Source organism: Klebsiella sp. GFKo11, from assembly GCF_056490265.1.
This window is the reverse complement of record NZ_CM151369.1, coordinates 4788570-4805903: the sequence shown is the minus strand read 5'-3', so window position 1 is coordinate 4805903 and position 17334 is coordinate 4788570. Positions and strand designations below refer to the sequence as shown.

Genomic DNA, 17334 nt, shown 5'->3' with positions numbered 1-17334 from the left:
TTATCATATTTAGTAAATTGAATGTGTTTTTTGACTTATTAGTTAGGAATGCACGATATAATAATATGAACTGTTGTAGTGTGGTTTTGAAGAAAATTTAAGAGGCCATTTGGCCCCTTAATTAATTAATTATCTAAGAAATTTAGTACGTTTGGATCGTTAGACAATTCTTTTTCGAAGTTTAATCGGTGGATAATTTTGCATTTATCGCTTTCGATCCAAAGATCTATAAATTCTTTCGTATTCTTATTACTAGTAATTTCATCATAGTGAATAATAACCCATTTAAACGGTTCTTCATGAGAAATGAAAATTTTTTTTGATGCAAAGTAATACATTTTTTTAATTTCTTCAAAATCCATCTTTAAATCCTGCAAGTAATTTCTTCAATCTTTCAGTATCAGACTTAAATATAGTCTTTCCATTTTGTATCAAAAAATTCTGATAATGTCCATCTGTTTTGTCTACTTTTATGCGTAGACTTTTGGGGCCATTTATCTGATAAACAGTAATGCGTTTCACTAGACGTTTTAGATGCATGTTATATTTTAAAGGATCTTTTATTGTACTTAGCACCACGATGTCTTCTTGTTTTGGTGCAGTAATTTCTGGTTGTTCAAGTAATGTTTGTAGTTCTTTTTCTAAATTACTAATGGTCTTTAGTACTGAAACCGGAGGAGAGTCAAGTTTCAAAAGCATTTCGTTTAATTGTTCTATCTTATTTCTTTTTGATATTATTGATTCAGTCCTGATATTTTTAGTCGATGTGCTTTTTATTTCAAGTTTGTCTAATAAATTAATAAGTATAGGCGTAAAGTTGGGTATGGCCTTTGTATTTTTACAGCGCCCCTCTCTCGCAGCGATACAATAGTGATAGTGGTATTCATTTTTATCTTCTTTTGCAGTTTTGCTATAACTCTTTTTAAAACATATTGCATTGCCGCATTCACAATAGAAAACCCCTCCGAATGGATTAACTCGAGATGGGCGTCCTTTTGATGCATGTTTATTGTCAAACTGAATCTGAGAAAATAAATTGTAATCTATAAGAGCTGGGTAGTAATTTTCAACCAGAGCTACCGGGATATATTTCCCTTCTATAACTTGGTGTGATTGATATGCTCCGTAAAGTACGGGGCTTGTGATTATTCTTTTAATTGTGGGTTGATACCACTCTTTTCCTGTAGGTCCCGGAATTTGTCTTTCATTTAATATTTTTGCTATTTTTCTTGGCCCATGCCCTAGTAATCTTAGTTCAATTATCTCTTTAGCTATGGTTGCGCGATCGTTTAAGACATAATGCCTTTGCTCCTTATCGTAATCAAGCCAAAACATCGATTTTCCGGGGAGTATAACACCATTTTGCGCTTTTTCTCTTGCTATCGCTTTAGACTCTCTGACTAGTTTTGATTTTCTAAGCGACTCTTTATGGGCCAAATCGGCTGCTAATGCAACCATGATGACTGAGCTTAGATCATTTAGAGAGTCCTTTTTAAGCACTTGGCCTTGTAGTGTCTTTGCATCCTCCCCAACAAAAGCAACTTTGATGTCGTGCTGAAGAATTTTCTTTAGAATATCTTGTGTATGGCTAATTCCTTTACGACTTAAACGGTCGATAGCTTCAATAAGTATAAAACTACCTGCTGGGATAACACCAGTTTGAATCGCTTCGAACATCTGTTCAAGTTCAGGACGACGCACATTTTTGAACCCTGAAATCCCTAGATCATGATAAGACTGGTTTGAAAGCCTCAATCCGTGCTGTGTGCAAAATAGACGGGATGCATTTAACTGACGTTCTAATGACGTTCCTGTTGCTTGAGATTTGGTACTAAATCGTACATAACTAAAGGCTTCTATCATACTGATTAATACTCTTTTTTCATCTATTCATTGAATTATATCATGCTTTTATATTTTGTTTAAATGAAACTATTATCTGCCTAACATACCTGCCCCTAAGGTTTGAATAAAGTCTCATTTCTGAAAACAAAGTTGTCTAATTCACCAACTCGCTATACTTTCGGCACTTGTTACTTTGTCAGGGAGAGAAATATGCAATTGATCAAACGGGGCGTTGCGCTGGCATTATTCACCGCGCTATCGCTAGGAAGCCTGTCAGCACAGGCTTATGAGCAGGATAAAACCTACAAAATTACCATCCTGCATACTAACGATCATCATGGTCACTTCTGGCGTAGCGATTACGGCGAATATGGGCTGTCGGCACAAAAAACGCTGGTGGACGGTATTCGTAAAGAGGTGGCAGCAGAGGGCGGCAGCGTGTTGTTGCTCTCCGGCGGCGATATTAATACCGGCGTGCCGGAATCAGATTTACAGGATGCGGAGCCCGATTTTCGCGGTATGAACCTGGTTGGCTACGATGCGATGGCGGTGGGCAACCATGAGTTTGATAATCCGCTTAGCGTACTGCGTCAGCAGGAAAAATGGGCGAAGTTTCCGTTCCTCTCCGCCAATATTTACCAGAAAAGCACTGGTGAGCGTCTGTTTAAACCGTGGGCGCTGTTTAAACGCGGTGGGCTGAATATTGCGGTCATCGGCCTGACGACCGACGATACGGCTAAAATTGGTAATCCTGAGTACTTTACGGATATCGAATTCCGTAAACCGGCGGAAGAAGCCAAGCTGGTGATTCAAGAACTTCAGCAGAATGAAAAGCCAGATGTCATTCTGGCAACCACCCATATGGGCCATTATGACAACGGCGACCATGGTTCCAATGCGCCGGGCGATGTAGAGATGGCGCGCAGCCTGCCCGCAGGATCGCTGGCGATGATTGTCGGTGGTCACTCTCAGGACCCAGTATGTATGGCGTCTGAGAATAAAAAACAGGTGGATTATGTGCCGGGCAGCCCGTGCGCGCCGGACAAACAGAACGGTATCTGGATAGTCCAGGCCCACGAGTGGGGTAAATATGTTGGTCGTGCCGACTTTGAATTCCGCAATGGTGAAATGAAGCTGGTGCACTATCAGCTGATCCCGGTCAACCTGAAGAAGAAGATCACTTACGATAACGGTGAGAGCGAGCGTGTGCTCTACACGCCGCAAATCGCCGAAAACCCACAGATGCTTTCCTTGTTGACGCCGTTCCAGAATAAAGGTAAAGCGCAGCTGCAGGTGAAAATTGGCAGCGTGAACGGGCATCTGGAGGGCGATCGCAGCAAAGTTCGTTTCGTGCAAACCAATATGGGTCGTCTGCTGCTGGCAGCGCAAATGGCGCGTAGTAATGCCGACTTTGCGGTGATGAGCGGCGGCGGGGTGCGTGATTCTATCGAAGCGGGTGATATTACCTATAAAGACGTGATGAAGGTGCAACCCTTCGGCAACGTGCTGGTGTATGTCGATATGAGCGGCAAGGAAGTGACAGAGTATCTGACCGCTGTGGCGCAAATGAAGCCAGATTCAGGCGCGTATCCGCAGTTTGCTAACGTTGGTTTTGTGGCTAAAGACGGCAAGCTTAACGATTTGACTATCAAGGGCGAGCCGGTAGACCCAGCGAAAACCTACCGTATGGCAACCCTGAGCTTTAACGCTACCGGCGGCGATGGTTATCCGCACATCGATACTAAACCGGGCTATGTCAATACCGGTTTTATCGACGCCGAAGTGCTGAAGGAGTACATCCAGAAAAACTCTCCGCTGGACATTGAAGCATTTGAGCCGAAAGGCGAGGTGAGCTGGCAGTAACGTCTGAAACTCCCCGGTGGCGCTTACGCTTACCGGGGCTACTAGCTCGCAGACAACTGTGAACCGTAGGCCGGGCAAGGCGTTAGCCGCCGCCCGGCAACGCCATAGATCGCGCTTTTCCTGCAATCCACATCTAAATATCTTTTTTGCCAAGAAGCCTCATCAGGCTAAACCGGCGTATTACTTTACGCTGCGCCGATTTAAAATGTGCAATATCAACGTTGCTTCTGTCTGAAGCGGCGATACCAACATAGCCTGGAATTGAGGCTGCTATTTTTTCAAACTTACCGAACTCCAGCATTGTTTGATTTATTATTACGCCGTCATGGAAGTCCTCGTAGATTGCCACGGGCAAAGGCTGATACTGGTTTGTTGATTTTATGAAGTGTGAGAAAAAGTATGGATCCAGATCGCCAAAATCTAAACCGTAAATAAGCGGAACTTCTATACTTTGTCCGGTAACCTGGTTTTCGAACCCACAATGATATCCATGTAGAAAGTATCGCCAGTCATCCATTTTGCCGGTTTGCTTGCGCCCGGCTTTAAAGGCATTAAAGGTTAATAGCGGATAGTTTTCTGCAATATTAACGTTCAGCTTGTGGGCTAGGGCGTAAATGAGTTCGGTCGCCAGCTTACGGTAGTCTTTGGCGCAGCTTTCAAAAAAATCCTGATATGGGGCGATTTCTTCCGCTGAGATGAGTCTGGCAATGTTGATTTCCGGATCCTGGGTATGGATGCCGACTAAAAAATCTTCCAACTGCTCTTTTAGCTGCTTGCCCACAGCTTCTCTTTGCTCTGTTACCGAGCCTTCAAACAGCAGGCGTAACTTCTTTGTCCTAGGTATTTTTCTCAGCAGATCAATGGGAGGGATATCTCCAGCGTCCCGAATCAATAATGTTTCTCTTGTTCTTTTCATGTATATACATCCATGTACAGTAAGTTGTGATTAATCGCGCCGCGCGATATCGGCGAATTTCGCGTCAAGGATCTTCGCCAGATCGCTGGCCGCCAGCTCAATATCCAGCCCGCGCTTGCCGCCAGAAATAAAAATGGTGGCAAACGCCTGGGCCGGAGCGTCAATTACCGTCGGCAGGCGCTTTTTCTGCCCAAGCGGGCTGATACCGCCCACCAGATAGCCGGTGACGCGTTGCGCAACCATCGGGTCCGCCATATCCACTTTCTTTGCGCCTAAGGCTTTCGCCACCTTTTTCAAATCCAGCTGACCGGCAACCGGGGTCACCGCGACGGCAAGATGCTTCATATCACCATTGACCGCGACCAGCAGCGTCTTATAAACCTGGTCGGCGTTTAGCCCCAGCTTGCGTACGACCTCGTCACCAAAATTGGTTTCGGTAGGATCATGGTCGTAACTATGGATGTTAAAAGCGATTTTGTTTTTTTCGAGTAACTTAACGGCGGGAGTCATCGTTATCCTTCTTACCAACCGATTTGATGTGGCATAAGCATACGCCCGACGGTTGTCTAAAAAATAGTATCATCTTGCGCAATAGTGTTGGCAGTGATGGTCACTTTGAGCGACAATCAAGCGATCCGAGGTGCAAATCTCGGGATAATAATAATGATGAAATTCCTCTTTGACGGGCCAATAGAAATATTGGCCATTTTTTTACGTTAACATATCCGGCAGATTCCCTTCCCCGTATAAATGCAGCGCCCCTACGGCAACTACGTAGCGGCCCGGCGGCAGCGCCAGCAGCGTTTCGCGCCAGGCCAGGTTGCGCTGATGCATCAGCACATCATATAGCGACTGGCTAAAGGTCGTTGGCAACACGGTTGCACCTTTTGACGGTGGCTGCTCCAGCCACCAGCCGATCATCACCTGTAACAGACGGGCGTTAGTGCGCCAGTGGGTCAGCGTATCCTCCAGCAAAGCCATTCCCCCATCTGGAAGGTTGCGCAACAGGGCGATTTGGCTGTCGGCCCCCTCCAGTTCCATCACCCGAATATTGCTCTCGCGGGCCGCCATTAGCAGCTGGTAATCAATACCATAATCCGCTCTTAGCCCCAGCTTTTGCGCCTGGGTGGCCTGCAACACCATTGCTACTTGCCACAGCGGCTGGCTATCAAATAGCGCGATAGACAGGCCCATCTCTCCCGCTCGCTCTTCCAGTTCAGCGAGCTGGGATGCGCTCAGGCGTTCCGCCAGCGGTGGATAAGAGGGAAGGTTGCTGAACGGCGTTTCGCTGCCGGTAATATCCGCTTCAACAATCAGCGCATCGGCCTGGCGAATCAGTTTCAGCAGTCGTACTGGAGGCGGCGACATATCGCGGGTGCCCATATGAATACTGCCGACCAGGTGCAAATAGCGTTCGCCGGGAAGAGTGACATCCAGCGCGGGCCAGGAATAAGACGAGCCGACAGCGGCTTGCCACAGCATTTTTATTCGGTTTAACAGGCCCATACGTGCTCCGTAGTGTGAAGAACTCATGCTAGCGCGTGGGGGGCAGAGGCGCAATAGGGCTAAGGGAACGCGACGGAAGATACGTTTTTCAATGTCATAAAAATAACAAAAAAATTTGATGCTCTGGTTTTTTATAATTCTTGCAATGACGTTATTATGGTAATTATTAATTAAAATCAAATATATATGTTTAGTTGCGCAAGTCGCGAATGGTGCTTTTTTCTCAAAAAAGGCTCAATTGTGATAATAAAATAAAAAATCTGTAACGAAAGATAAACAAAGCGCTTCTATATTGGCCCCTTCAATTTTTGGGGGGAGTGTCATGCGTAACTGGAGTGAGCCTAAAAAGAATAAAGCCCATATCGAACTGATCCCGATGATCGATGTGATGATGTTTTTACTGGTCTTCTTTGTCCTGATTAGCCTGAATGTGATCCCGGCTCTGGGCTTGAAAACCCAGCTGCCGTCGGCCAGCAGCGCCCAACAGCTTAAGCCGCAGAAAAAAGCCATTATCACCCTCGGCGCCGGTGATCAGCTGCAGCTGGATGGCCAGCCGCTGGTTCTTGATGCGCTGGTCAATACCCTGAAGCAACAGCAGCAGGAAAACCAAACCACCACCATTATCGTCAACAGCGATAAAGAGGTCGCGGTGGAACGCCTGGTCGCAGTGATGGATACCTTGCGTCAGGGCGGTTTCTTCTCCATTTCCATCGCCACACGGATGCAGTGATATGTATCTGCTTTATCGCTCACGTCACGTTGTTAGCTGGTTACCCGCGATAGTCATCGCCGGATGCTTGCTGTTCGTCAGCCAGCAGGCCGTGCTGCAGGTGAAACCGCATTATGACGATACGGTGATGGAACTGTCGCTGGCCGAACCCGAGCCACCGCAGCCTGAACCTGTCCCGGAACCGCAGCCAGAGCCGCCGCCGGAACCCCAACCTGAGCCGGAACCGGAGCCGATTGCCGAGCCCGTCGTTCCTGCCCCGGAACCGATTATCCAGGCCAAACCGGTTGTTAAACCCAAACCTAAGCCGAAGCCAAAACCGGTTCAGGAGAAAGCAGTGAAGCCGCAGGAGCGCGTGGCTCCGCAGCCTGCCGTCGTGCGCAGTCCGGTGGTGAGTAAACCCGCCGCGCCGCCCTCTCCTCCGACGCCGAAAGCGAACGCACAAGCGGTGGAAAGCGGCTATCTGCAGGTGCTGCGCCGCGAGCTGGAGCAGCGCAAACGCTACCCGAGCGGCCGTCAGGCTTCGCTGGAGCGCCCGCAGGGCAACGTCGAGGTGTGGCTGGAGGTCGACCGCAGCGGCAGAGTGCTGGCTTCAGGTATTGCCAACAAAGCGCCGAGCATGCTGCTCAATCGTGCGGCGCTGAGCTCCTTACAAAGTATCAGTCAGTTGAAGCCCTTTCCTGAAGAGGCTTTTGCTGGACAAAGAAGCAAAAGATTTACCGCGACGTTTAATTATCAGGCGCCATAAAGCCTAATTAATCATTTGTTTTTTATAGGAAAAGAAATGAAGAACTTTCGTTATTCTGGGATTGCGTTAGCTGTGGTGTCGGCATTGTTATCGGGTTCCTCGCTGGCGGCGGAAAGTAGCGATGTGGGGGAGATTAACGTCAAAGGGCAGTCGCTCGGCGGCGGTCTGATGGTGCAGGAGGACAGCAGCAAAGCGCGCTCCACTTTGACCAAAGAAGCGATGGATAAAGCGCCGGGTGCCAGCAATGCCATCGACATGCTGAAATATACGCCGGGTATGAACGTTAACAGTAATGACGCCAGCGGCCTGAGCGGCATCGACTACACCATGCGTGGGATGAACTCGGATCAAATCGGTCTGTCGATGGACGGCATCCCGATTAACGACTCGGGTAACTACGCGGTCTATCCGAACCTGTTGGGCGATGCGGAAAACCTTGAGCAGATCTTTGTTACTCAGGGGTCTTCTGAAGCAGACGGCCCGCATATCGGATCCAGCGGCGGTAACATTGGCCTCGTCACAAAGCGCCCGTCCAAAGAGTTCGGCGGCTTCGTCAAGCAAACGCTGGGCAGCAATAATCTCAGCAAAACTTTCGCCCGCCTGGAGACCGGTGAGTACAACGGTTTCAGCAACTGGCTCTCTTACTCGCACACTGAAGCCAAAAAATGGCGCGGAGAAGGACGTAACTATTCCGATAAGTTCGAGATGAACTCGCTTTATGAGGACGGGAACGGCAACAGCAGTAACCTGATCATGAAGTACAACCGGCAGGATAACAGCAACTACAACACCCTAAGCAAAGCGCAGTTTGACGAAGACCCGCGTCAGGACTACTCGACCTCGCCGGTCTATAACAACAAAGGTCAGCTGAGCAAATATTACAAGCTCAACCGTAACCCGTTTGAAACCTTTACTCTCTCTTTCTCACAAAGATTGCAGCTGCGCGACAATCTTGCGTTGACCGTTCAGCCCTATTACTACTGGGGTAACGGCGGCAGTTTTACCGGGCAAACGGCCTCGGTACTGTCGAATACTTCTGATAAAGCCGGGCAGTACGACCTGAGCAATTTAAGTTCCAATACTTACTACCGACCTTCGTGGACCCAGACCTGGCGACCGGGTGTCACCACTAAGCTTAAGTGGGACATTAACGACGAGCACAGCCTGGATATCGGCTACTGGTATGAGCGAGCGCGCCAGTCGCAGACCCAGCCGTTTATCAGCATTCAGGATGACGGCAACCCGGCGAACGTCTCCGGTAAACCGGGCGGTTCCGATCAGGTGAAAGACGCCAACGGCAACACGGTGCAAGGCCGTAACCAGTACACCGTCACTCCGGCGCAAAAAGTATGGCTTCAGGATACCTGGTTTGTGACGCCGGACTGGACGCTGGTGAGCGGGCTGGCGTACCAGTACGTCGAACGTAAAGGCGATAACAAAGGCAGCCTGTATAACGCCCCGGAAAAACGTAATGCGACCTACCATGAATTCCTGCCGAACTTTAGCATCAGCTATAAGCCGGATATGGAAAACCAGCTGTTCTATAACCTGACGCGCAACATGCGTACGCCGCCAAACTACGTGCTCTACAACGTCGGCGATTCAATTAACACCAAGCCGGAGCTGAGCTGGAACCACGAGCTGGGCTGGCGTTTCCAGCGTGAAGATATGCTGCTGAGCGCTACGCTTTTCTACATGCGCTATACCGACCGTCAGATTTCGACCACCAATGCGGACGGCGACTACGAAATGATGAATATCGGCAGCGTCGAAAGCAAAGGCGTGGAGCTGGAGTGGAGCGGTAAGCTACCGTACAACTTCAACTACTACACCTCTTACACCTATACCCATTCCGAACAAAAGGATGACATTGTCAGCAACGGCGGTCATCCGCTGCCAACGGCGGGCAAAACGGTTCCGAACGTACCGAAAAACATGCTCAACGCGTCGCTGGGTTATGACGATGGCCTCTATTACGGCAGCTTTGGCGGCAAATACGTCAGCTCGTTCTATGGCGATTTGACCAACGATGAAAAAATCGGCGGGCGCACGGTGTTTGATGTCTCCGCAGGCGTTCATTTGCCGGTGGATAAAAAGATTGTCAAAAATGCCACCCTGCGTTTTGGCATCGATAACCTGTTCGATAAACAGTACCTGACCTCCGTACGCTCGACGACCTTTAACGCGGTACCTTACGACGGCGTGAGGGCCAGCACCCCGTATTACAACGTCGGCGAAGAGCGCACCTTTAGCGTTTCGCTGGAAGCCACCTTTTAATTAACCGGAGGGCACTTTGATGGATGCCAACCTGATTCACGACATTATTTTCTACGTTATGTATGCCGCGCTGGCGATCGCCGTGGTGATTCTGGTGGAACGCGGGCTCTATTTTTCATGGGCCCAGCGTCAGGCGCAGCGCTTTGAGAAGGCGCTGACGCCGGAGGTCCGCCGCGTGGCTGACCTGCCGGAATCGCTGACCAGTCGTAGCAGTCTTCCGCTGACCCTTATTCTGCCGGTGCTGGAGAAAAAGCAGACGGCGGAAGACCGGGAAGCGATGAGCGATCTGATTGATGCTCAGTACTTGCTGAGTAAACCGCAGATGTCGCGCGGGCTATGGATGCTCGAAACCGTCGTCACCGCCGCGCCGCTGCTTGGCCTGCTGGGTACGATTCTGGGGATTATGGATACCTTTAAGGCGCTCTCCGCCTCGGGCGTCTCTGATGCCAGCATGGTTTCCGCCGGGATGGGCACTGCGCTGTACGCCACCGGCCTGGGGATTGCGATAGCTCTGCTGTGCCTGGTGGGTAATAACTACCTGCAAAGCCGCATGGAACGCATTAACGAACTGCTGAAGGTGCTGCTGATCCGCGCCGGAAGTCCGGCTAGTCGTCCGGAGCAGGGCAGCAACCGCTGGGAAGGTCGTGAGGCGCAGCGCTATGCCTGATTATCGTCGATGCAGGTGGCCGGGAGGCCACCTGTTGAGCCTGGTCGCGGGTGCCTGGATACTGCTAAGTCTGCCCGCCCAGGCGGCGTTTTCGATACCGGGTTATGAGCTGGTGTATAACGCACCGCAGGAAACCACGCTACAGGATAGTGATTTGCGCAATGCTGCCGAAGTCTGGCAGCAGATGTTTGATGCGGCGCACAACCATATCGATGTGGCGCAGTTTTACGTGGCAAATGAAAAAGGCTCTCTGCTGGACGGCGTGCTGAATCATCTGCGGGCAGCCGGTGAACGCGGGGTGAAAATTCGTTTTCTGATGGAGGAGAAGGGCATTGGCCTGTCGACGCCGGAAACGCTGGCGGCGCTGAAAACGATCCCGAATCTGGAGCTGCGAATTATTCCGTTCCATCGGCTGACTGGGGGTATTGTCCACGCCAAGTATCTGTTGGTGGATGGTAAAGAAGCCTTTGTCGGCAGCCAGAATTTTGACTGGCGTGCGCTGGAGCAGATTCAGGAAACCGGTCTGCGCATCAGCGATGCGCAAGCGGTACGGCAGATTCAGGCTATTTTCGATCAGGACTGGCAGGCGCAGGCCCTGCTTGCAGAAAATAAACTGGTGCCGAAGCTGGCATGGCAGGCTCCGGAATCAGCCCCGCAGGGCAATTATCTGGTTGCCAGCCCGCGCGATTACAACCCGAGCGGGGTGATCGATTCGCAGATTGAACTGCCGCGTCTGCTGGCCAATGCGAAGTCGCGGATCCGGGTGCAGGTGATGGACTACGCGCCGCTCTCATGGGGTGAGAAGGGGAAACGTCCCTTTTATGCCCCCATTGATAACGCTCTACGCAGCGCGGCGGCTCGCGGCGTGCAGGTTGAGCTGATGGTTGCCAGCTGGAATCTGAAAAAACCGGAGGTGTTCTGGTTAAAGAGCCTGTCGCTGGTGCCTAACGTTCAGTTAAAGGTAGTGACTATTCCTCCCGCCAGTCGGGGATTTATCCCGTTTGCGAGGGTGGTGCACAGTAAGCTGATGACTATCGACGGTTCGACGGCGTGGGTGGGAACCAGCAACTGGAGCGGGGGCTACTTTGATAACTCACGCAACCTTGAGCTGGTGCTGAACAGCGTGCCGATGGCCGAGCGTGTGGACGCGCTTTACAGTCAGCTATGGAACAGCCGCTACGCGGAGCCGATCAACGTTGACTTTGATTATCCGACCCCGCATCCAGGTCGCGAGCACGAATAGAAAATCGGGGCGGTTTTCTCCCTCTCCCGGTGGGAGCTGTCTCTTGATCAGATCTTCTGCTCAAGAGACAGGGCCAGTCTGTAACCCTCAACCATTTCCTGGAGCCTGAACCAGCCATCCCATATCACTATCCAGCCGGGTCTTCCTGTTCGTTTACTGTCATACCATCGGCCCAGTTTTGCCAGAGACAGACAGGCCCATTTCAGCGTCGGCGGCCTTTCCGGCAGCGCTTTTCCTTCCTGCTTCACCCACAACAACTTCCATTCCACCGGACTCAGTACCGACTCACAGCTTTCATTCTGCGTTTCCTCACTTACACCTCCCTGCCGTAACGCCAGCACCCTCACCGCCACGAAGGCCAGGATTGTCACCATTCGTTCCAGATTGTCCCGCGTCTGCATCCGCAACGCTTCCACCTGTGCGCCGCCGCTTTTCCAGGCCTTATGGTATTCCTCTATCAGCCAGCGCCGTTCGTAGTGGCTCACCACCGTTCTCGCCTCCGCTGAGTTCTCCACTTTTTCTGACGTCAGAAGATGCCAGCAGGCCCCTTCCGGCTCGTCTTCGCGGCAGCAGATATAGGTTAATGACAGCGTCCCTTTCTCTGATTTCAGTTGTATTTCACTGTAGCTGACCTTCATCTGTGCCTGCCTGGCCGCCCGGCCTCCCTTCTGCACCACATTCAGTCTGTGGCTCCCGGCTTCTGTCAGAGACTCCGGCAGGCTGAACAGTTTGCCGGGTGCCTCTGCCAGCAGACGATTCTGTGCCGCCCGCACAACGAACCGCTGCCCGTGGCTGAGTTTATAGCTAAGGTAATGCCAGATATCCGCCTCCCGGTCGCAGACCGAGATAACCCGTGACTGGGTTTCACCCAACCGTTGCGCCATATGCTCAGAAGCCCGTTGCCATTTATAGCTCTCTTTCTCTTCATAAGGACGCTGACTGCGCTGATGTTTTTTGCCATAGCTGGCTGGCGCACGGCACCAGCGTTGCTGGTCAATGAGACCCACCATACGGGCACTGTCTGGTGCACAGAGCAGGACAGAGTGGGCCAGCAGCCCATAAGTGCGCTGACTGGTGCCAATATTACCCAGCTCGTCAGTGACAGAGCTGTGGCCAAAACTCAGGGCGGTGGTGTCTTCCAGTGCGAGCAGAAGCGAGTATTCAGCAGCGGCTCTGGCCGTCGCGGTGAAACCAGCATCGGCGATGTCATCAGGTGAAACTGCGGGGTTACGCATCAGGCGGTAGGCACCTTCAACTTCGGCAGGAGAACGGGAGGATTGCACAATAGAAAGTCCGGTATGTTGAGCCAGTGAAGAGGCCAGAGTGACAAGCCGCCGGGTACGGCGTAAATCCCCTAATTCAGCGGATCCAAAAATGTCGTTAGCCCATGAATAACAATCAGAAAGCACCATAGCAGAACACCAGAAGTCGGGGGAGTATTAAACAGAGATCAATAAACAGGGAAAAGATTCAAAAAATCCTCCGGCAATGTTGTCGGAGGATTTGTGTATAAGAGACAGCGGTGGGAGAGGGTCGGGGTGAGGGCATCAGCGTGCACATTTTCCCCTCACCCTAACCCTCTCCCCAAAGGGGCGAGGGGATCATCCTCCGCGGGATGATGGTGAACGGAATCTGCCTTATGACTTCGGCTTAAAGCGCAGCAACCGGTTAGCATTACTCACGACCGTAATTGAGGAGAGCGCCATTGCCGCTCCGGCGACTACCGGATTGAGCAGGGTTCCGGTCAGCGGCCAGAGGATCCCGGCGGCAATCGGAATACCCAGCGAGTTATAAACAAACGCCCCCAGCAGGTTCTGCTTCATATTACGCAGCGTCGCTTTTGATATTTCCAGCGCATCGGCGACGCCGTTCAGGCTATGGCGCATCAGGGTGATAGCCGCCGTTTCAATGGCCACATCGCTGCCGCCGCCCATGGCGATACCGACGTCGGCCTGCGCCAACGCAGGTGCATCGTTGATACCGTCGCCAACCATCGCCACCTGATGCCCTTGGCTTTGCAGACGCTTAATGGCATCGGCTTTACCATCCGGTAGCACCCCGGCAATCACCTCATCAATGCCCGCTTCTTTGGCAATGGCGTTGGCGGTGGTCGGGTTATCCCCGGTCAACATCACCAGCCGATAGCCCTGACGATGTAATCTGGCGAGTGCCGCCACGCTATCCTCACGTAGCGGATCGCGAATGGCGAACAGTGCCGCCGCCTGACCATCGACTGCCAGCAGCACCGGCGTTGCCCCTTGCGAAGCCTGGGCGGTCATTTCGCTTTCTATTTCGGCGGTCAGCACATTGTTCTCATTGAGTAACGCCTGATTGCCGAGCAGCAGGCTATAACCTTCGGCTTCACCGCTGACGCCCAACCCGCGCAGGGTACGGAAATTATTAACCACCGGCAGCGAGTTGCCAGCAGCTTTATCGAGAATCGCCCGCGCCAGCGGATGGCTGGAACCTTGCTCCAGCGCGGCGGCCAGGCGCAGAGCGCTTGTTTCATCAATCGCGGCAAAGGTTTTTATCGCCACCACCTGCGGCTTACCTTCGGTCAAGGTGCCAGTTTTATCAAAGACCAGCGTATCCAGGGTGCTGGCTCGCTGTAGGGCATCGGCATCACGAACCAGCACGCCGTATTCCGCTGCGCGACCTACGCCGGAGATAATCGACATCGGCGTCGCCAGCCCCAGCGCACACGGACAGGCGATGATCAGTACCGTAGTGGCGATCACCAGGGTATAAACGATTTGCGGCGCCGGGCCGAAAAAGTACCAGATCGCGGCGCTGAATAGCGCAATCGCTACCACCGCTGGGACGAACACGGCGGAGATTTTGTCTGCCAGTTGGCCAATTTCCGGTTTGCTGCTTTGCGCCTGGCGCACCATACGGATGATTCGCGCCAGAGTGGTCTGGCTGCCGACGGCGCTGGCGGTAAACAGCACGCTGCCGTCCTGCACCACGGTCCCGGCGTGAATGGCGTCAGCGTTGCCTTTTTGCTGCGGTATTGGTTCACCGGTCAACATGGCTTCATCAAACCACGCTTCGCCCTGGCTAATCACGCCGTCGACCGGGACGCGATCGCCGGTGGTCAGGCGCAGGGTCATTCCTGCCTGAACTTCCGCCAGCGGCAGATCTTTTTCGCCTTCGTCGGTGACGACCCGCGCTGACGGCGGGGTTAAATCGAGCAATTTTTCCAGCGCTTTAGAAGAACGCTGACGCGCACGCGCTTCCAGCATATGGCCGAGGTTAATCAGGCCGATAATCATTGCGCTGGCTTCATAATAGAGGTGGCGGGCTTCCATCGGGAACCACTGTGGCCACAGGTTGACGCTCATCGAGTAGAGCCAGGCGACCCCGGTACCCAGCGCCACCAGGGTATCCATGGTGGCAGTACCGTTCTTCAGGCTTTTCCATGCGCTGCGGTAGAAATGACCGCCAGCAAAGACCATCACCGCCAGGGTGATAAGGCCGATAACCAGCCACAGCGAACGGTTGTCATCGCTGACCATCATGTTGTCGCCGATCATCCCCCAGCCCATCACCGGGATACCGACCAGCAGGGCGACAATGGCCTGCCAGCGGAAGCGTTTCATGGTGGCGACGGCGGTCTCCTGCTGGCGCTCGCGACGTTCGAGATCATCTTCGATAGCCTCCGCGCCGTAGCCTGCTTTCTCCACCGCCTGGACTAATTCTGCTGCGGACGCGCTGCCCATCACCAGCGCAGTGCGTTCCGCAAGGTTGACCCGCGCCTGCGACACGCCTGGTACCGCGGCAAGCGCGTTTTGTACCCGGGAGACGCAGCTGGCGCAGCTCATGCCGTTGATTAACAGTTGTTGGCTGTCATCCTCGTCACGGGCTGCCGGAAGCTCAGAGGTGGCCGCTGTCAGCGCTTCCGACGGGATTGATGATTCTGCCAGCGGTTTAGCCTTTGGGTGGCTGAGCTCCGCGCCGTATCCGGCCTGTTTGATGGTTTCAATCAGCGATTCAGCGCTGGCGCTGCCCGTTACGTGGGCTTCGGTAACGGTAACGTCCGCCTGTTCTACATCAGGACGCTGTTCCAGACTTTCTTTCACGCGTTTAACGCAGTGGCCGCAGGAGAGGCCATCAAGCGCCAGGTCAATAGTATGAGACATGGTTTTGACTCCTTGGTTTAACAACTGTGCTTAAGCTTAAACCTTCCAGCAACTGGAAGGTCAAGCGTTAATCCTGGTGATTTTTATCGCCTGCCCCCCACGTTAAATAAGGAATAGCGGATAAAAGAGCGACCAGCGTAAAATGGCAGGCTTGCTCGCTGATAATTATCCCCAGGCCAACCCCATAACACTCAAATATGAATGTACGGCCTCAGTGTTTTTTGTTTGCAGAAAGAGCTTATTTACAGGGCGAGCCGGATGCCGACCCTGATTGAGGAAAAGGGAAGGTGTTTCACGCAGTATCCCGGGAGAAGAGAAGTGCAAACTCATTACGATAATCTTAAAGTTTCTCGCACCGCGTCGGTGGAGGAGATTAAGAAAGCGTATAAACGCCTTATTTTTATTCACCATCCGGATCGCCATCCGCCTGAACTAAAAGATGAAAAAACCAAAATCATCCAGCTATTAAACGAAGCCTGGCGTACCCTTGCCGATCCGGTACTGCGCGCCCAGCACGATGCGTGGATTGCTCAGCAGGAGAATCGGGAAAACAGCGCATTCACACAATACGATCGCCAGCGTGAACGCCAGCAGGAAGAGCGCGCCTATCGTGATTTCTGGCAGAAGATGGAAGCCGAATGGGAAGAAGAGTATCAACTGCAAAAGCGTAAAGAGGAGTGGATGCACCAACGACGCAAGCAGGATCCTGATTACTCTTACCAGGCGAAAGCCAGTGAAGCCTATACCGCAGCGGAAGAGATATTTGGTAAAGGCAAAGATTTTGTTAAACAGAAAGGCGCGCCGGTGGTGAACGCCGGAAAAAGACTGATCGTGCGAATTTTTAAATTCACCCTTGGCCTGGTGGTGCTGCTTATTGTCATTGGGGTAGTTAGAGTGATTGGCCGTGAAGTCAGTAAAACGGCAGTTGAAAGCGTGGTAAATACGCCAGCACCGGTTATTAGCCAGGAAACAGCCAGTAATAATTTTATGCGCTCGCTGCTGAGTAATGAAGGTGAGGTCAGGCAAAAAGCTGGCTCTTCCTATAAAAATAAAGGCCTGAGCTTAGGGGATATTTTCATTGATGGTCATTCACTGGTCTATGAAATTCATTACTACTCTCAGAGTGCAAATATTACGCTAAACCCAGCGGCATTTGTGGCGAAAACGATTGTCGATAATAGCCCCGCGTATAATGGTCAAAATCCCTGGAGCATTATGTGCCCGCATATTGGGAATTATATGGATGCCAGTACGTTTTTTCCGGCCGATGGTGCCATGATTTATCGCTATATTAATGATTACAATAATGATGTTCGCGTATTGCCGGTTTCCTTCTCCCTGATATGCCAGCAGACTGCGCTATAGTTTTTATGATGATTGGCGCTAGAATGACGGAGTAACAC

General features: G+C 51.8%; 14 protein-coding genes. 7 read left to right on the top strand and 7 right to left on the bottom strand.

The genetic code is table 11. The features are described 5' to 3' along the window. Window positions 1-125: 125 nt before the first annotated feature. Both AC07P6_RS23165 and AC07P6_RS23160 read right to left on the bottom strand, forming a co-directional pair. The gene (locus AC07P6_RS23165) at window positions 126-362 is read right to left on the bottom strand and encodes a hypothetical protein (RefSeq protein WP_134897058.1); all 237 of its coding nucleotides are present in this window, start codon (window positions 360-362) and stop codon (window positions 126-128) included. After that, window positions 352-1863 (bottom strand): recombinase family protein, encoded by a 1512-nt coding sequence (locus tag AC07P6_RS23160; protein WP_134897056.1) that lies wholly within the window; start codon window positions 1861-1863, stop codon window positions 352-354. Before AC07P6_RS23160 ends, AC07P6_RS23165 begins: the two co-directional genes overlap by 11 nt. A 192-nt stretch (window positions 1864-2055) precedes the next feature. Between AC07P6_RS23160 and ushA the strand changes: the two genes are divergently transcribed. Continuing rightward, window positions 2056-3708 (top strand): bifunctional UDP-sugar hydrolase/5'-nucleotidase UshA, encoded by a 1653-nt coding sequence (gene ushA, locus AC07P6_RS23155; protein WP_478314820.1) that lies wholly within the window; start codon window positions 2056-2058, stop codon window positions 3706-3708. A 133-nt stretch (window positions 3709-3841) separates the two neighbouring features. On the opposite strand, the gene AC07P6_RS23150 is transcribed toward ushA, so the two are convergent. The 3 genes from AC07P6_RS23150 to AC07P6_RS23140 all read right to left on the bottom strand — a co-directional run bounded on the left by AC07P6_RS23150 (window position 3842) and on the right by AC07P6_RS23140 (window position 6130). Then, window positions 3842-4624, bottom strand: coding sequence for a DUF6896 domain-containing protein (locus AC07P6_RS23150; protein WP_434659943.1), 783 nt, complete (start codon window positions 4622-4624; stop codon window positions 3842-3844). 30 nt (window positions 4625-4654) lie between these two features. Further along, the gene (ybaK, locus tag AC07P6_RS23145) at window positions 4655-5134 is read right to left on the bottom strand and encodes a Cys-tRNA(Pro)/Cys-tRNA(Cys) deacylase YbaK (protein ID WP_181483268.1); all 480 of its coding nucleotides are present in this window, start codon (window positions 5132-5134) and stop codon (window positions 4655-4657) included. A gap of 201 nt (window positions 5135-5335) precedes the next feature. Further along, entirely contained in the window at window positions 5336-6130 is a 795-nt protein-coding gene (locus tag AC07P6_RS23140) for a TraB/GumN family protein (RefSeq protein WP_478314819.1), read from the bottom strand. A 322-nt stretch (window positions 6131-6452) separates the two neighbouring features. Between AC07P6_RS23140 and AC07P6_RS23135 the strand changes: the two genes are divergently transcribed. The 5 genes from AC07P6_RS23135 to AC07P6_RS23115 are packed head-to-tail and all read left to right on the top strand — an operon-like array spanning window position 6453 to window position 11792. Further along, window positions 6453-6860 carry an ExbD/TolR family protein gene (locus AC07P6_RS23135; RefSeq protein WP_478314818.1) on the top strand — a complete coding sequence of 136 codons (408 nt, stop codon included), beginning with the start codon at window positions 6453-6455 and terminating at the stop codon, window positions 6858-6860. 1 nt (window position 6861) lies between these two features. Continuing rightward, on the top strand, window positions 6862-7605 hold the full coding sequence (locus tag AC07P6_RS23130; protein WP_478314817.1) for an energy transducer TonB: 744 nt from the start codon (window positions 6862-6864) through the stop codon (window positions 7603-7605). A gap of 36 nt (window positions 7606-7641) precedes the next feature. After that, window positions 7642-9882 carry a TonB-dependent receptor family protein gene (locus tag AC07P6_RS23125; protein ID WP_478314816.1) on the top strand — a complete coding sequence of 747 codons (2241 nt, stop codon included), beginning with the start codon at window positions 7642-7644 and terminating at the stop codon, window positions 9880-9882. A gap of 19 nt (window positions 9883-9901) precedes the next feature. After that, window positions 9902-10549 (top strand): MotA/TolQ/ExbB proton channel family protein, encoded by a 648-nt coding sequence (locus tag AC07P6_RS23120; protein WP_304260825.1) that lies wholly within the window; start codon window positions 9902-9904, stop codon window positions 10547-10549. Next, window positions 10542-11792: a phospholipase D-like domain-containing protein gene (locus tag AC07P6_RS23115; protein ID WP_478314815.1), complete on the top strand. Its 1251-nt coding sequence runs from the start codon at window positions 10542-10544 to the stop codon at window positions 11790-11792. Before AC07P6_RS23120 ends, AC07P6_RS23115 begins: the two co-directional genes overlap by 8 nt. A 47-nt stretch (window positions 11793-11839) precedes the next feature. Here AC07P6_RS23115 and AC07P6_RS23110 read toward each other — a convergent pair whose 3' ends face one another. Beyond that, window positions 11840-13204 (bottom strand): IS4 family transposase, encoded by a 1365-nt coding sequence (locus AC07P6_RS23110; protein ID WP_478314718.1) that lies wholly within the window; start codon window positions 13202-13204, stop codon window positions 11840-11842. A 225-nt stretch (window positions 13205-13429) separates the two neighbouring features. Then, window positions 13430-15931: a copper-exporting P-type ATPase CopA gene (gene copA / locus AC07P6_RS23105; protein ID WP_478314814.1), complete on the bottom strand. Its 2502-nt coding sequence runs from the start codon at window positions 15929-15931 to the stop codon at window positions 13430-13432. A 318-nt stretch (window positions 15932-16249) separates the two neighbouring features. Between copA and AC07P6_RS23100 the strand changes: the two genes are divergently transcribed. Continuing rightward, window positions 16250-17296, top strand: coding sequence for a DnaJ domain-containing protein (locus tag AC07P6_RS23100; protein ID WP_478314813.1), 1047 nt, complete (start codon window positions 16250-16252; stop codon window positions 17294-17296). Window positions 17297-17334: the final 38 nt, after the last annotated feature.

Coding starts and splice junctions, on each gene's coding strand:
- AC07P6_RS23120 (WP_304260825.1), top strand. CDS start 9,902: ATGGATGCCAACCTGATTCACGACATTATTTTCTACGTTATGTATGCC.
- ushA (WP_478314820.1), top strand. CDS start 2,056: ATGCAATTGATCAAACGGGGCGTTGCGCTGGCATTATTCACCGCGCTA.
- AC07P6_RS23110 (WP_478314718.1), bottom strand. CDS start 13,204: ATGGTGCTTTCTGATTGTTATTCATGGGCTAACGACATTTTTGGATCC.
- ybaK (WP_181483268.1), bottom strand. CDS start 5,134: ATGACTCCCGCCGTTAAGTTACTCGAAAAAAACAAAATCGCTTTTAAC.
- AC07P6_RS23165 (WP_134897058.1), bottom strand. CDS start 362: ATGGATTTTGAAGAAATTAAAAAAATGTATTACTTTGCATCAAAAAAA.
- AC07P6_RS23125 (WP_478314816.1), top strand. CDS start 7,642: ATGAAGAACTTTCGTTATTCTGGGATTGCGTTAGCTGTGGTGTCGGCA.
- copA (WP_478314814.1), bottom strand. CDS start 15,931: ATGTCTCATACTATTGACCTGGCGCTTGATGGCCTCTCCTGCGGCCAC.
- AC07P6_RS23135 (WP_478314818.1), top strand. CDS start 6,453: ATGCGTAACTGGAGTGAGCCTAAAAAGAATAAAGCCCATATCGAACTG.
- AC07P6_RS23140 (WP_478314819.1), bottom strand. CDS start 6,130: ATGGGCCTGTTAAACCGAATAAAAATGCTGTGGCAAGCCGCTGTCGGC.
- AC07P6_RS23115 (WP_478314815.1), top strand. CDS start 10,542: ATGCCTGATTATCGTCGATGCAGGTGGCCGGGAGGCCACCTGTTGAGC.
- AC07P6_RS23160 (WP_134897056.1), bottom strand. CDS start 1,863: ATGATAGAAGCCTTTAGTTATGTACGATTTAGTACCAAATCTCAAGCA.
- AC07P6_RS23130 (WP_478314817.1), top strand. CDS start 6,862: ATGTATCTGCTTTATCGCTCACGTCACGTTGTTAGCTGGTTACCCGCG.
- AC07P6_RS23150 (WP_434659943.1), bottom strand. CDS start 4,624: ATGAAAAGAACAAGAGAAACATTATTGATTCGGGACGCTGGAGATATC.